The 12,652-nt window shown below is 56.7% G+C and carries 14 protein-coding genes; 5 read left to right on the forward strand and 9 right to left on the reverse strand.

Going from position 1 to position 12,652, the window contains the following annotated elements:
- Positions 1–121 precede the first annotated feature (121 nt).
- Positions 122–1,726, forward strand: coding sequence for an inorganic phosphate transporter (locus tag NXS97_RS06790; protein WP_029568540.1), 1,605 nt, complete (start codon positions 122–124; stop codon positions 1,724–1,726).
- A gap of 14 nt (positions 1,727–1,740) precedes the next feature.
- Positions 1,741–2,658 (forward strand): polyphosphate kinase 2, encoded by a 918-nt coding sequence (gene ppk2, locus NXS97_RS06795; RefSeq protein WP_013025123.1) that lies wholly within the window; start codon positions 1,741–1,743, stop codon positions 2,656–2,658.
- 24 nt (positions 2,659–2,682) lie between these two features.
- On the opposite strand, the gene dusC is transcribed toward ppk2, so the two are convergent.
- The 3 genes from dusC to NXS97_RS06810 all read right to left on the reverse strand — a co-directional run bounded on the left by dusC (position 2,683) and on the right by NXS97_RS06810 (position 5,637).
- On the reverse strand, positions 2,683–3,669 hold the full coding sequence (dusC, locus tag NXS97_RS06800) for a tRNA dihydrouridine(16) synthase DusC (protein ID WP_022623671.1): 987 nt from the start codon (positions 3,667–3,669) through the stop codon (positions 2,683–2,685).
- Positions 3,670–3,671: 2 nt separating this feature from the next.
- Positions 3,672–5,021 (reverse strand): ATP-dependent RNA helicase RhlE, encoded by a 1,350-nt coding sequence (gene rhlE / locus NXS97_RS06805; RefSeq protein WP_014593234.1) that lies wholly within the window; start codon positions 5,019–5,021, stop codon positions 3,672–3,674.
- 223 nt (positions 5,022–5,244) lie between these two features.
- Positions 5,245–5,637, reverse strand: a complete 393-nt coding sequence (locus NXS97_RS06810; protein WP_013025119.1) for a YbhQ family protein — start codon at positions 5,635–5,637, stop codon at positions 5,245–5,247.
- Between the two features lie 177 nt (positions 5,638–5,814).
- On the opposite strand from NXS97_RS06810, the gene NXS97_RS06815 reads away from it, so the two are divergent.
- The 3 genes from NXS97_RS06815 to NXS97_RS06825 are packed head-to-tail and all read left to right on the forward strand — an operon-like array spanning position 5,815 to position 8,782.
- A complete protein-coding gene (locus NXS97_RS06815) occupies positions 5,815–6,576 on the forward strand; it encodes an endonuclease/exonuclease/phosphatase family protein (protein ID WP_041457545.1) in 762 nt (253 codons plus the stop codon).
- Positions 6,573–7,817, forward strand: a complete 1,245-nt coding sequence (gene clsB, locus NXS97_RS06820; RefSeq protein WP_259231857.1) for a cardiolipin synthase ClsB — start codon at positions 6,573–6,575, stop codon at positions 7,815–7,817. Before NXS97_RS06815 ends, clsB begins: the two co-directional genes overlap by 4 nt.
- A complete protein-coding gene (locus NXS97_RS06825) occupies positions 7,817–8,782 on the forward strand; it encodes a lysylphosphatidylglycerol synthase domain-containing protein (RefSeq protein WP_014593231.1) in 966 nt (321 codons plus the stop codon). The genes clsB and NXS97_RS06825 overlap by 1 nt, the downstream gene beginning before the upstream one ends.
- A gap of 41 nt (positions 8,783–8,823) precedes the next feature.
- Here the strand turns inward: NXS97_RS06825 and NXS97_RS06830 are convergent, their stop codons facing one another.
- The 6 genes from NXS97_RS06830 to moaB form a co-directional block, all read right to left on the reverse strand.
- Entirely contained in the window at positions 8,824–9,531 is a 708-nt protein-coding gene (locus tag NXS97_RS06830; protein ID WP_014593230.1) for a Bax inhibitor-1/YccA family protein, read from the reverse strand.
- A 95-nt stretch (positions 9,532–9,626) separates the two neighbouring features.
- Positions 9,627–10,721 carry a DUF1615 domain-containing protein gene (locus NXS97_RS06835; protein ID WP_014593229.1) on the reverse strand — a complete coding sequence of 365 codons (1,095 nt, stop codon included), beginning with the start codon at positions 10,719–10,721 and terminating at the stop codon, positions 9,627–9,629.
- Positions 10,722–10,944: 223 nt separating this feature from the next.
- Positions 10,945–11,397: a molybdopterin synthase catalytic subunit MoaE gene (moaE, locus tag NXS97_RS06840; protein WP_019106150.1), complete on the reverse strand. Its 453-nt coding sequence runs from the start codon at positions 11,395–11,397 to the stop codon at positions 10,945–10,947.
- Complete coding sequence (moaD, locus tag NXS97_RS06845; protein ID WP_019106149.1) at positions 11,398–11,643, reverse strand: molybdopterin synthase sulfur carrier subunit; 246 nt, start codon at positions 11,641–11,643, stop codon at positions 11,398–11,400.
- Positions 11,636–12,121, reverse strand: a complete 486-nt coding sequence (moaC, locus tag NXS97_RS06850; RefSeq protein WP_014593226.1) for a cyclic pyranopterin monophosphate synthase MoaC — start codon at positions 12,119–12,121, stop codon at positions 11,636–11,638. The genes moaD and moaC overlap by 8 nt, the downstream gene beginning before the upstream one ends.
- A gap of 2 nt (positions 12,122–12,123) precedes the next feature.
- Positions 12,124–12,639, reverse strand: coding sequence for a molybdenum cofactor biosynthesis protein B (moaB, locus tag NXS97_RS06855; protein WP_014606271.1), 516 nt, complete (start codon positions 12,637–12,639; stop codon positions 12,124–12,126).
- Positions 12,640–12,652 lie beyond the last annotated feature (13 nt).

Genomic DNA, 12,652 nt, shown 5'->3' on the forward strand with positions numbered 1-12,652 from the left:
GAAGTTTTGTTACAGCAAAATGACCTCTCACGGCGCAGATCATTTTTTTGTCACAAAAAGCGGGTATCACACAGCGTGAAACAGATGTAAATCCGCATCTGCATCCGCTATGAGGTTTTGCATGAGCGAAAACAGTTTACCCTCTTCAGGCCCGACTCATGGACGACCCGATTTCAATGGCAAAGGTAGCCGCTTCACAAAACCGATTTTCTTTCTTCTGCTGATCGCCGGTCTGGCCTTTGCCGGATTTAACCTGTTTCATGACGTAGAAAAAACCAACACGCCGGTCACCAGTTACTTACCCTTCTTTTTATTGGGCCTCGCGCTGCTGATTGCGCTGGGCTTTGAGTTTGTAAACGGTTTTCACGATACCGCAAATGCGGTCGCGACGGTCATCTATACACACTCTCTGATGCCCGGTGTTGCCGTGGTCTGGTCGGGATTCTGCAATTTCCTTGGCGTGATGCTCTCCAGCGGTGTGGTGGCGTTTGGGATTATTTCGTTGCTGCCCGTCGAACTGATATTGCAGGCCAGCAGCGGCAACGGTTTTGCCATGATTTATGCCCTGCTCTTCTCGGCCATTATCTGGAACCTGGGCACCTGGTATCTTGGCCTGCCCTCCTCCTCCTCGCACACCTTGATTGGCTCGATCATCGGAGTGGGCGTTGCCAATGCCATGCTGCACGGGCGCAGCGGGCTGAGCGGTGTGGACTGGGAGCAGGCCCTGAAAGTCGGTTATGCCCTTCTGCTGTCGCCGGTGGTGGGGTTTGTCTGCGCCGCCCTGCTGCTGTGGACGATGAAGCTGTTTATTCGTAACCGTCAGCTTTATCAGGCCCCGCAGAGCAACGAGCCGCCGCCCGTCTGGATCCGTGGACTGCTGATTCTGACCTGTACCGGCGTCTCTTTTGCCCATGGATCGAATGACGGACAAAAAGGCATGGGGCTCATCATGCTTATCCTGGTCGGCACCATGCCGATCGCCTATGCCCTGAACCGTTCCCTGCCGCCCGATCAGATCCCGCGCGTGGCCGCCCTGACCGACGTCACGGCGCGCCAGCTCCTGCACATTCAGCCTGCCACCACGCCCGCACCGGCCCCACGGGACGTGTTAACCGCGTTTGTCAGCAGCGAAAAAATGAATGCCAACGTGCTGCCGGCCCTGGCGATGACGCTGCACGACGTGGGCGAACAGATCCGCCGCTACGGCTCGATGGAAAATATCCCGGCGCAATCCGTGAGCAACACGCGCAATCAAATGTACCTCGCGTCGGAGTCCATTAAACATTTGCAAAGCGCCCACGTTGCCCTGCCGGACGACACTGAACGCAATTTAACCGCCGTGAAAACCGAGCTGGACAGCGCTACGCGCTTTATTCCTGTCTGGGTGAAGGTGGTCGTGGCGATTGCACTGGGGCTGGGCACAATGGTGGGCTGGCGTCGCATTGTGGTCACCGTGGGGGAACGTATCGGTAAAACCCATCTGACCTATGCGCAGGGTGCCAGCGCCGAACTGGTGGCGATGGTGACCATCGGTGCGGCCGACGCATTCGGTTTGCCTGTGTCCACCACGCACGTTCTCTCCTCCGGTGTGGCAGGCACCATGGCGGCGAACCGATCAGGCCTGCAAATGTCCACGCTGCGGAATCTGGCAGTGGCCTGGATATTGACGCTGCCGGTTTCAATCTTACTTTCTGCCCTGCTCTACGGGCTGTTTATCCACATCTGACCAGGTGATTCGTTATGGCAACACACGATAACAGCTTCAACCGGGATACATTTAATCAGCGTCTGTTACAGGAGTTCTACGACAGCTACGATGAAGAACTGGAGATGGAACTCGACGACCTGCGTTTTGGCGAGACCACGCCTGACGGGAATGATGAGAAGGCCTGGCGTCGTCGCTATTTTCGCGAACTGCTGCACCTGCAGGGCGAACTGGTTAAGCTTCAGGACTGGGTGATGCGCACCGGCCATCGGCTGGTCATTCTGTTCGAAGGCCGCGACGCCGCCGGTAAAGGCGGTGTTATCAAACGCATCACGCAACGCCTTAACCCGCGCACCTGCCGGGTTGCCGCCCTGCCAGCACCTAACGACCGCGAAAAAACCCAGTGGTATTTCCAGCGTTACATTGCTCATCTGCCCGCCGCCGGGGAAATGGTGCTGTTCGACCGGAGCTGGTACAACCGGGCGGGCGTGGAACGGGTGATGGGCTTTTGCAGTGAGGCTGACGTCGAGGAGTTCTATCGTAGCGTGCCGGAATTTGAAAAAATGCTGACCCGCAGCGGTATTCAAATCGTCAAATACTGGTTTTCCATTACGGACGAGGAGCAGGAACTGCGCTTTTTGAGCCGTATTCACGATCCGCTGAAGCAGTGGAAACTCAGCCCGATGGACCTGGAAAGTCGCCGCCGCTGGGAAGATTATACCGAAGCCAAAGAAGAGATGCTGAGCCGGACCCATATCCCGGATGCGCCCTGGTGGGTCGTTCAGGGCGTGGATAAAAAGCGTGCGCGACTGAACTGCATCAGCCACCTCTTGCAACAGGTGCCTTATGAAGACGCTACGCATGATGAAATTATTTTGCCACCGCGTGAACGGTCGCAGGATTACCGCCGTAATGACGTGCCGGACACGATGATCGTGCCTGAAAAGTATTAATGGCAAGCGCGGCAGAACGCTGCGCTAACCGGTTTTCACCACACTGAAGGCTTCAGAGCTGGCCTGCTCTTGCAACCGGGCATAACGGTCGATGGCCGTGGCGATATCTTGGGATGATTTTAACGCGCGAATCTCACCGAACAGCTCACCGGCTTCAACGTAGGCTTTACGTAAATACCCGAGCCACTGTTTGATACGGGCAACATGGTACATGCCGGTATCGCCCTGTTTTTCCAGCCGGGTATATTTCTGCAACAGCGCCACCACCTCCGGCCAGGGCATGGGCGCGTCATTGTATTTGATGACCCGACTCAGGTTAGGCACGTTAAGCGCGCCTCGGCCAATCATCACAGCATCACAACCGGTGGTCCGCAGGCAGTCCTGGGCCGTTTGCCAGTCCCAGATCTCGCCATTCGCGATAACCGGAATACGCAGGCGCTGACGGATGTCGCCAATGGCCTGCCAGTTGATCGCCTCGGCACGATAACCGTCTTCTTTGGTTCGACCATGCACCACCAGCTCGCTGGCGCCGGCCTGCTGTACCGCATCCGCAATTTCCATACTGCGCGCGCTGGAATCCCATCCCAGCCGCACCTTCACCGTGACGGGCAACGAAGCCGGTACTGCTGCCCGCATGGCTTTTGCCGCGCGATAGATTAAATCGGGATCTTTTAACAGCGTGGCACCGCCGCCGCTGCCGTTGACCAGCTTTGATGGACAACCACAGTTCAGATCAACGCCCCAGGAGCCCAGAGTAACCGCTCGTGCGGCGTTTTCCGCCAGCCAGTCCGGATGCTGCCCCAGCAGTTGCAGACGGACCAGCGTGCCCGAGGGCGTGCGGCTGGCATTGTGCAGTTCAGGGCAGAGTCGATAAAAGGATTTTACCGGCAAGAGTTGATCCACGACGCGCAAAAATTCTGTAATGCACAGATCGTAGTCGTTGACCTCCGTTAACAGCTGGCGCACCAGAGAATCCAGTACGCCTTCCATCGGTGCCAGTAAAACCCGCATTGTCAGGCGTTTCCGCTACGCTTAGGCGCTGGGCGACGTGGACGCGCGGCTGGCTTGTCAGACGGGCCCGCTGCCGGTCCCTGACGACGGGGCTGTGAACGCTTGTCCCCTTGCGGACGCGCAGCGCCTGCACCCTGTCCGCCCTGGCTGCGACCACGGCCGCGTGGCTGCTGTGACTGACGGCCATTCACGATAGGTTCCGCTTTGATGCTTGGATCCGGCTCATAGCCCGGTACGGCCAGACGCGGAATTTCACGCTTAAGCAGACGTTCAATATCGCGCAGCAGTTTGTGTTCATCCACGCACACCAGTGACAGTGCGACGCCGGTTGCCGCCGCACGGCCGGTACGACCAATACGATGCACATAGTCTTCCGCTACGTTTGGCAGCTCATAGTTTACGACGTGTGGGAGTTCTTCAATATCCAGGCCACGGGCCGCGATATCGGTGGCCACCAGCACGCGAATTGCGCCGGATTTAAAATCAGCCAGTGCGCGCGTACGTGCACCCTGACTCTTATTGCCGTGAATCGCCGCAGCGGTAATACCGTCTTTACCCAACTGTTCTGCAAGGTGGTTAGCCCCATGCTTGGTTCGGGTAAACACCAGCACCTGCTGCCAGTTACCTTCGCCGATCAGCTGCGACAGCAGTTCCCGTTTGCGTTTCTTATCAACAAAATGCACCTGTTGAGAAACCTGCTCCGAAGCGGTGTTGCGGCGTGCCACTTCCACCTGCTCCGGGTTATGCAGCAGTTTTTCTGCCAGGGTTTTAATCTCGTCCGAGAAGGTGGCAGAGAACAGCAGGTTCTGACGTTTGGCAGGCAGTTTTGCCAGCACACGGCGAATATCGTGGATAAAGCCCATATCGAGCATACGATCGGCCTCATCCAGAACCAGCACTTCCACCTGAGAGAGGTCAACCGCGTTCTGATGGACCAGGTCCAGTAAACGGCCCGGTGTTGCCACCAGAATATCGACCCCGCCGCGCAGCTTCATCATCTGCGGGTTAATGCTGACACCACCAAACACCACCAGCGAACGAAGCGGTAAATACTTACTGTATTCAACAACGTTTTCCCCGACCTGAGCGGCCAGTTCACGGGTAGGCGTGAGGATCAGCGCACGCACCGGACGACGTCCACGTACTGCGCCGGTATTCGCCGACAGCTTCTGTAGTAAAGGCAGCGTGAATCCGGCCGTTTTGCCGGTGCCGGTCTGCGCACTTGCCAGCAGATCGCGGCCGGACAGCACCACAGGAATCGCCTGGCGCTGGATAGGAGTCGGTTCGCTGTAGCCTTGCTCAGCAACCGCACGCAAAATATCGGCACTCAGGCCGAGAGAGTCAAAAGACATGACGAGTATTACTCCGGTCCACTCTGACCGTGTTTCACGGTGTAGTTTTCAGAGGGATAGTGACGCCAGCTGACGCTGACGCGTGAAAAGGGTGCAAACTACGATGCATAAGCGGCGGAGTGTAACAGCTTTAACGTTCCTGTGCGAGATAGCTCACAATTGATTACAAACGGCCTAAACAACAAAGCCACCTTACGGTGGCTTTGGTTATCGGACAGCTCAGTTAACTGCGTTTTTTCTCAATGCGTCGTGCAGGCTCTTTGGCCAGCAGAGAAACCAGTGCCGGGCCCAGTAGCATAACCATGCCCAGGCTGGCCAGCAGCAGATTGTTGTGGAAAATGCGAGAGACCAGGAACAGCGTCATCATCGCAGCGCCGAAGTAGTAGGTGGTCGTCGCCTCTTCGAGGTAATCACCGAGGGTACGCAAACGGGCACTACGCTGCGTGATCAGCATGGCGATAAACACCCCTGCATACGTCACCACCAGGGTACTGCACACTTCGACCAGTGCTTTGTGTTTCCAGCCCCATACCAGCGCGGCAATCACCAGCAGGTGCATAGCGATATGGGCCCAGGTTTGACCGGTAATAATTTGAAAGCGATTAGACAATTTCATTTTTTCTCCTGCAGACCTGGCGGGTTGCCTGAATGCAACCGGATCCGGCCAGGGACGGTTTCATCAATGTAAAGCAAATATCAGATAACGCCTTATTTATTCCTCTTCTTCACCCTCCATTTGTGACAAAGACTACACTTTGTGGTTGATGAAGATGAAAAGGAGCGCGTCGCGAGTATGCCACAAATCCAGCAAGGATTTTCATTTAAAGTCCTGACGATCAATACCCATAAAGGTTTTGCCCCGTTTAACCGACGCTTCATCTTGCCAGAATTGCGCGAAGCCGTACGCGCAACGTCGGCAGATATCGTCTTGTTGCAGGAGGTGATGGGAACACATGACATCCATCCTCTGCAACATGAAAACTGGCCCAATACCTCACATTACGAGTTTCTGGCTGACACCATGTGGAATGATTTTGCCTATGGGCGTAACGCAGTCTATCCGGAAGGACACCACGGCAATGCCGTGCTGTCGCGCTTTCCCATTGCCGAATATCAGAACCGCGATGTCTCGGTGGCCGGTAGTGAAAACCGGGGCATGCTGCACTGCCAGATTACGCTCCCCGCGCCCTACGGTACGCTGCACGTTATCTGCGTTCACCTTGGTCTGAAAGCGGCCCACCGTCGCGCCCAGATGACAATGCTGAACGAGATGGTGCTGGCCCTGCCGCCGGATGCGCCCGTGGTGGTGGCTGGCGATTTTAACGACTGGCAGGGACGCGCTAATAAAATCCTGCAAAAAGGGGCCGGGCTAAAAGAGGTATTCAGCATCAAACATGGTCGACCGGCACGCACCTTCCCGGCCCGCTTTCCTCTTCTACGACTGGATCGTATTTATGTTCGCAACGCCACGGTGAGTCATCCCTGGGCGCTGCCGCGTAAACCCTGGTCACACCTTTCCGATCACGCGCCGCTGGCGGTGGAGATCCATCTATGAATTTTGACTGGCAAAACGGCAATAAACTGCGCCTGCTGGAAAACGGGGATACGTTTTTCCCCCGGGTTTTTGGCGCAATTCAGCGTGCCGAGCGCAGTGTGCTGTTGGAAACCTTTATCCTGTTTGAAGACGATGTCGGTAACGCTTTACACCGCGAGTTGCTGGCCGCAGCACAGCGCGGCGTCAAGGTTGAAATGATGGTGGATGGTTACGGATCGTCGGAGCTGTCAGACGACTTTGTGAACAGCCTTACCCAGGCGGGCGTCCGTTTTATTTACTACGATCCGCGTCCGCTGGTGATGGGCATGCGTACCAACGTCTTTCGCCGCCTGCATCGCAAAACCGTGGTGGTTGACGGGGTTATCGCCTTTGTCGGCGGGATTAATTTCTCCGCCGAGCACTACACCGACTATGGCCCTGAAGCCAAACAGGATTACACCGTTGAGGTGAAAGGGCCGGTAGTGGCGGATATTACCCGCTACCTGCAAGAGGCAATCGGCAGTCAGGCCACCACCCGCCGCTGGTGGGGACAGCGCTCACATCGTCCGGCTAAGAACGCCCTGCCCGGCGACGCGCAGGTGCTCTTCGTGTATCGCGATAATGATGAACACCGGGACGATATTGAACAGCACTATCTGGATATGCTGCGCAGTGTCAAACAGGACGTGATTATCGCGAATGCCTATTTTTTCCCCGGCTACCGACTGTTGCGGGAAATGCGCAATGCGGCACAGCGCGGGGTTCGGGTGCGTTTGATTGTGCAGGGCGAGCCAGATATGCCGATTGTGAAAGTGGGCGCAGAGCTGCTCTATAACTATCTGGTGGATGCTGGCGTGGAGGTCTACGAATACTGCCGTCGTCCGCTGCACGGTAAAGTGGCGGTGAAAGATCAGCAGTGGGCGACAGTCGGCTCCAGCAACCTCGATCCCTTAAGTTTATCGCTAAACCTCGAAGCGAACCTGATCATTCACGATCGCCACTTTAATGAGACATTACGCGACAATCTTGAGCATTTACTGGCAGAAGATTGCCAGCGCGTTCAGGAGGATAAACTGCCGCCGCGTAACTGGTGGCAGTTGTCGAAAAGCGTCGTAGTGTTCCACTTCCTGCGCCACTTTCCTGCAATCGCCGGCTGGCTTCCGGCACACACGCCAAAACTGGCCCAGGTTGACCCGCCCGTGCAGCCTGAAATGGAGACGCAAGATCGCGTCGAAGCCAACAATGAAGGAGCGAAATCCTGATGGCAAACACGCATCCGCGCTGGAAACTGGCAAAAAAAATACTCACCGGCCTGTTTTTCGTGGCCGTCATTGTGCTGCTGGTCATCTATGCACGCAAGGTGAACTGGGATGACGTCTATAAAGTTATCGTCAACTACAACCGTTTCGTGGTGCTGACCGCCGCAGGCCTGGTGATCGTCAGCTACCTCGTGTATGGCTGTTACGACCTGATCGGTCGCGCCTACTGCGGTCATAAACTGGCCAGGCGCCAGGTGATGCTGGTGTCGTTTATCTGCTATGCCTTTAACCTGACCCTCAGTACCTGGGTTGGCGGCGTGGCTATGCGCTATCGGCTGTACTCACGCCTTGGCCTGGACAGCGGTACCATTACGCGCATTTTCTCACTCAGCATTGCTACCAACTGGCTGGGCTATATCCTGCTGGCGGGCGTCGTTTTCAGCGCGGGCATGGTTTCCATTCCCAGCGGCTGGTTTATTGGCGAAACCACGCTACGGCTGATCGGGGTTGTCTTGCTGGTGCTGGTCGCCTTCTACCTCTGGTCCTGTGCCTTTTCAAAACGTCGCCGCTGGACGGTCAAAGGCCAGACGTTACAGCTGCCTTCATTACGTATGGCGCTGTTTCAGTTTGCCGTTTCCTGTGCCAACTGGATGGTGATGGGCACCATTATATGGTTGCTACTGGGCCGGGATGTGGGCTATCCGATGGTGCTGGGGGTTTTATTGATCAGCAGTATCGCTGGCGTGATTATTCATATTCCGGCGGGGATTGGCGTGCTTGAGGCGGTGTTTTTAGCGCTGTTGAGCGGCGAAGATCTCTCTCACGGTACCATTATTGCCGCCCTGCTGGCCTACCGGGTGCTCTACTTTATTTTGCCCCTGCTGCTGGCGCTGGTGCTGTACCTGGGGCTGGAGAGTCGCGCTAAGCATATGCGGCATAAAAACGAACAGAAACTGCAGAAGTCGTAACCGGGGAGCGGCTGCTCTGGCAAACCAGAGCAGCCCGTTTTTTAGCGGCGATTGCCGAAAATACGCAGCAGCATCAGGAACAGGTTGATGAAGTCAAGGTAGAGCGTCAGCGCGCCCATGATCGAGTAGCGACGCAGGTTTTCCGTGTCGCGCGCATCAATCTGCTCGCCAATGTTTTTCAGTTTCTGCGTGTCATAGGCCGTCAGGCCCACAAACACCACCACGCCAATGTAGGTAATCGCCCACATCAACGCCGGGCTTTTCAGCCAGAAGTTCACCAGCGATGCCAGCAGAATACCGATCAGCGCCATAAACAGCAGGCTGCCCAGGCGGCTCAGATCGCGCTTGGTGGTGTAGCCATAGAAGCTCATGGCACCAAACATCCCCGCCGTGACAAAGAACGTACTGGCAATGGAGGAATAGGTGTACACCAGGAAGATGCTGGCCATGGTTAACCCGGTCAGGGCCGAGTAGAGCATAAATAACCCGGTCGCTACGGCACCGCTCAGGCGATGGACCATGCCAGAGAGGAAGAACACCAGCGCCAGCTGCACAATAATCAGGCCGAAGAAGGTAATGCGGTTTGCAAACACCAGCTCCATCACCGCCGGCGTGCGGGCGGCAAACCAGGAGACAAACGCGGTGAGTAATAAACCACAGGTCATCCAGCCATAAACCTGTGCCATGTAAGCCTGCAACCCGCGAGATGCAGGCTGAACTATTGAATCATTCTGTGGATATCGGTCCATGATGCACCTCTTGTTGAACAAATGGGTTATTCCCCTGACAGGGGAGCCTGGTTAAGTGTGGCACAGCTCTGTTCAACTGCGCCACAACGCCGTGCTTATTGACGTTTCATGCACTGCTGATAACGACCGTCCACGCGCTGAGCGAACCACGCGGTGGTTAAATTGCGGGTGATTTTAGGACTTTCAAGCTTAATGCCTGGCAACATTTCACGGGGCAGGCGCCGTCCGGCCATTTTATCTGCCAGCGCAAAGACCTGCTTCCACACGTCGCTGTTGCTGAATTCGGCCTTTTCGCCCTGCTCAAGATCGTCGCGAATTTCGCTGTTGCTCATATCCAGGCGTTTCGCCAGGGTGCGCACCGCCAGCTCCGTCGATCCCGCCTTGTCTGAGCCGTACTGAATGAGATCGCCATCCAGCGCCAGTTTCATGCCTGTCGCACGAGAGACTGCCGCCTGGAAAGCGGCATTGCGGCTGGCGTACCAGCCCGCGTTATAGTCCGCAAAGCGGTAAAGTGGCTTGCTGTAATCGGTGGGATAACCGAGCAGGTGCATCGTGCCGAAATAGACGCCGCCATGGCGGGTGAAGACCTCACGGCGGATGGAGCCGTCAACCGGCCATGGGTAGCCTTTGGCATGGGCTTCGGCAAACGCGATGCTCACCTGCATCGGCCCGCCGGTATGCACGGGGTTAAGGTTGCCAAACAATGTCTGCCCCATGGGCACCATCTCGATAAAGTCGTCGAAAATATCGCTCAGATCTTTTTCACTTTTGGCTTTATCCAGCCGCGCGGCATAGCTTTCGCCGTTGCTGGATTTGATGAGCAGCGCTGTGCGCACTAAAAACGCCGGCACGTGAACCTTCGCCGCGCGGCGGTCGATCTCGTCCCAGGCGATTTTTGACATGCCGGGCACGTTACCGCTGGCGTCAAAACCCGACTCCTGTCCTGCTACGGCAATGACCGCGCACAGGTTGCTGTCGCTGGCCTCAAGCCCCTGGGTGCGGAATGAGGTATAGATATCATCTGCCCAGCCTGATTTATTACTGACGTTGGCAGGCAGCAGGCGTTGGATCTGCGCTTTTACATCCTCAGGCTGCTTTGCAGGCGCTTCCGGCGTTTTTTTACTGCTACAGCCCGCCAGGATCAGCACGGCAAGCAGCGTCAGGCGTTTGGGTAAAGAAGTGAATGACATACCTGTCCTCTGAGGGGAAAAAGAGTAGCTTAACACTGCCCCGCTTCGCAGAGCAGGGTGGATTATCTGAACTCAGGTTATCGCTTTTCGCGCAACTGGCGGAAAAGGGATCGGTGATGTCAACGCGCTGGACGGTGACGTGATGCCGTTGCAACGCGACGAGGGCGGCGGCGAGCACGCGTAGGGAAAGATCCGGTTTGCCCCCGCAGCGCAACGCTCGCCCCTAATCCCAGCGCTGAGCGGCCTCATGATCGCTGTTGCGCGCATCCACCCAGCGCTCGCCCTGTTCGGTGGTTTCACGTTTCCAGAACGGAGCACGGGTTTTCAGGTAGTCCATAATAAACTCCGCGGCGGCAAACGCGCTGCTGCGGTGTGCGCTGGTGACGCCAACAAACACAATTTCATCGCCGGGGAAGAGTTCACCAATGCGGTGAATCACGGAAACCCGCTGCAGCGGCCAGCGCTGGCGTGCGTCATCAATGATTTCCTGCAGCGCCTTTTCCGTCATGCCGGGATAATGCTCCAGCGTCAGGGCCGCCACATCATCTCCCAGATTATGATTGCGCACTTTGCCGGTAAAGGTCACCACAGCGCCGTCTTCTGGACATCCTGCCAGCCACTGGTACTCCTGAGCCATATCAAAGGCAGCCGGGCCCACCCGAATTTGCGTGTCCATTTATCCTCCCGTCACCGGCGGAAAAAAGGCCACTTCATCGCCGTCCTGCAGGGGATGATGCAGTGCGGTGAGCGTCTGGTTAACTGCGGCGAGTAAACGTTCGCTGTCCAGCGCCAGCGCCCAGCGTTCGCCCCGCTGCGCCAGAGCAGCCCGCAGCGCCGCCACATCGGGGTAATCCGGAGCCAGGGTGAGCGAATCGGTGCCCACCAGTTCCCGCACCTGAGCAAAAAACAGCACCTTAATCATGGGCAACCGCCTGAAAATCGCCGCTTTTGCCGCCGCTTTTGTGCAGCAGGCGCAGTTGGTCGATGACAATGTCTTTTTGTACCGCCTTGCACATGTCATAGATGGTCAGCGCGGCTACGGAGGCCGCCGTCAGGGCTTCCATTTCTACCCCGGTTTTCCCGGTGAGCCGACACAGTGACGTAATGCGCACCCGGTTCCACGCTGGCTCAGCCACCAGCGCGACTTCCACTTTGCTCAGCATCAGCGGATGGCAAAGGGGGATCAGCTCCCACGTGCGTTTTGCCGCCTGAATACCGGCGATGCGCGCCGTCGCGAACACGTCACCTTTGTGGTGACTGCCCTCAATAATCATCTGTAAGGTTTCCGGCTTCATCAGCACCAGCACTTCAGCCTGTGCCTCGCGCACGGTGTCGTTTTTAGCGGAAACATCCACCATATGGGCTTCGCCAGCGGCGTTAATGTGGGTAAGTTGTGACATGCTCAAAGCTTCTTTAAATGAGTAACAAAGTTGCAGGGACGCGTACGGGCATCCAGTTGATCGGCGATGATGCGCTCCCAGGCGCTGGTACAGGCCGATGTCGAGCCGGGAACCGCGAAAATTAACGTCTGGTTTGCCAGACCGGCGACCGCGCGGGACTGTAACGTCGAACCGCCGATGTCTTCATAGGAAATCATGCGAAACAGCTCGCCAAAGCCTTCGATTTCCCGATCGAACAGCGGCAGGAGCGCCTCAGGGGTGCTGTTTTTCAGGTTAAAGCCGGTGCCGCCGTTGACGATAACCACCTGAACGTCTTCACTGGCAATCCAGCGTGAGACAATAGCCCGAATGCGGTAAAGATTGTCGGGCACGATGGCGTGGTCGATGACGCTGTGTCCGGCTTCGGCCGCGGCCTCACGCAGATAATCCCCGGACGTATCATTACTGGCATCACGGCTGTCTGAGACCGTCAGCGTGGCAAGCTGTAACGGTTGAAACGCGCTGGCTGGTTTACCCATATTTGCTCCTGCA

This window comes from Pantoea sp. B623, assembly GCF_024814475.1.
GTDB classification, from domain to species: Bacteria; Pseudomonadota; Gammaproteobacteria; order Enterobacterales; family Enterobacteriaceae; genus Pantoea; species Pantoea ananatis.

What these genes read in the sequence shown, in the direction of transcription:
- rhlE (WP_014593234.1), bottom strand. Translation starts at nt 5,021, where the DNA reads ATGTCTTTTGACTCTCTCGGCCTGAGTGCCGATATTTTGCGTGCGGTT.
- NXS97_RS06810 (WP_013025119.1), bottom strand. Translation starts at nt 5,637, where the DNA reads ATGAAATTGTCTAATCGCTTTCAAATTATTACCGGTCAAACCTGGGCC.
- moaC (WP_014593226.1), bottom strand. Translation starts at nt 12,121, where the DNA reads ATGTCACAACTTACCCACATTAACGCCGCTGGCGAAGCCCATATGGTG.
- dusC (WP_022623671.1), bottom strand. Translation starts at nt 3,669, where the DNA reads ATGCGGGTTTTACTGGCACCGATGGAAGGCGTACTGGATTCTCTGGTG.
- NXS97_RS06815 (WP_041457545.1), top strand. Translation starts at nt 5,815, where the DNA reads ATGCCACAAATCCAGCAAGGATTTTCATTTAAAGTCCTGACGATCAAT.
- moaB (WP_014606271.1), bottom strand. Translation starts at nt 12,639, where the DNA reads ATGGGTAAACCAGCCAGCGCGTTTCAACCGTTACAGCTTGCCACGCTG.
- ppk2 (WP_013025123.1), top strand. Translation starts at nt 1,741, where the DNA reads ATGGCAACACACGATAACAGCTTCAACCGGGATACATTTAATCAGCGT.
- NXS97_RS06825 (WP_014593231.1), top strand. Translation starts at nt 7,817, where the DNA reads ATGGCAAACACGCATCCGCGCTGGAAACTGGCAAAAAAAATACTCACC.
- moaD (WP_019106149.1), bottom strand. Translation starts at nt 11,643, where the DNA reads ATGATTAAGGTGCTGTTTTTTGCTCAGGTGCGGGAACTGGTGGGCACC.
- NXS97_RS06830 (WP_014593230.1), bottom strand. Translation starts at nt 9,531, where the DNA reads ATGGACCGATATCCACAGAATGATTCAATAGTTCAGCCTGCATCTCGC.
- moaE (WP_019106150.1), bottom strand. Translation starts at nt 11,397, where the DNA reads ATGGACACGCAAATTCGGGTGGGCCCGGCTGCCTTTGATATGGCTCAG.
- NXS97_RS06790 (WP_029568540.1), top strand. Translation starts at nt 122, where the DNA reads ATGAGCGAAAACAGTTTACCCTCTTCAGGCCCGACTCATGGACGACCC.
- NXS97_RS06835 (WP_014593229.1), bottom strand. Translation starts at nt 10,721, where the DNA reads ATGTCATTCACTTCTTTACCCAAACGCCTGACGCTGCTTGCCGTGCTG.
- clsB (WP_259231857.1), top strand. Translation starts at nt 6,573, where the DNA reads ATGAATTTTGACTGGCAAAACGGCAATAAACTGCGCCTGCTGGAAAAC.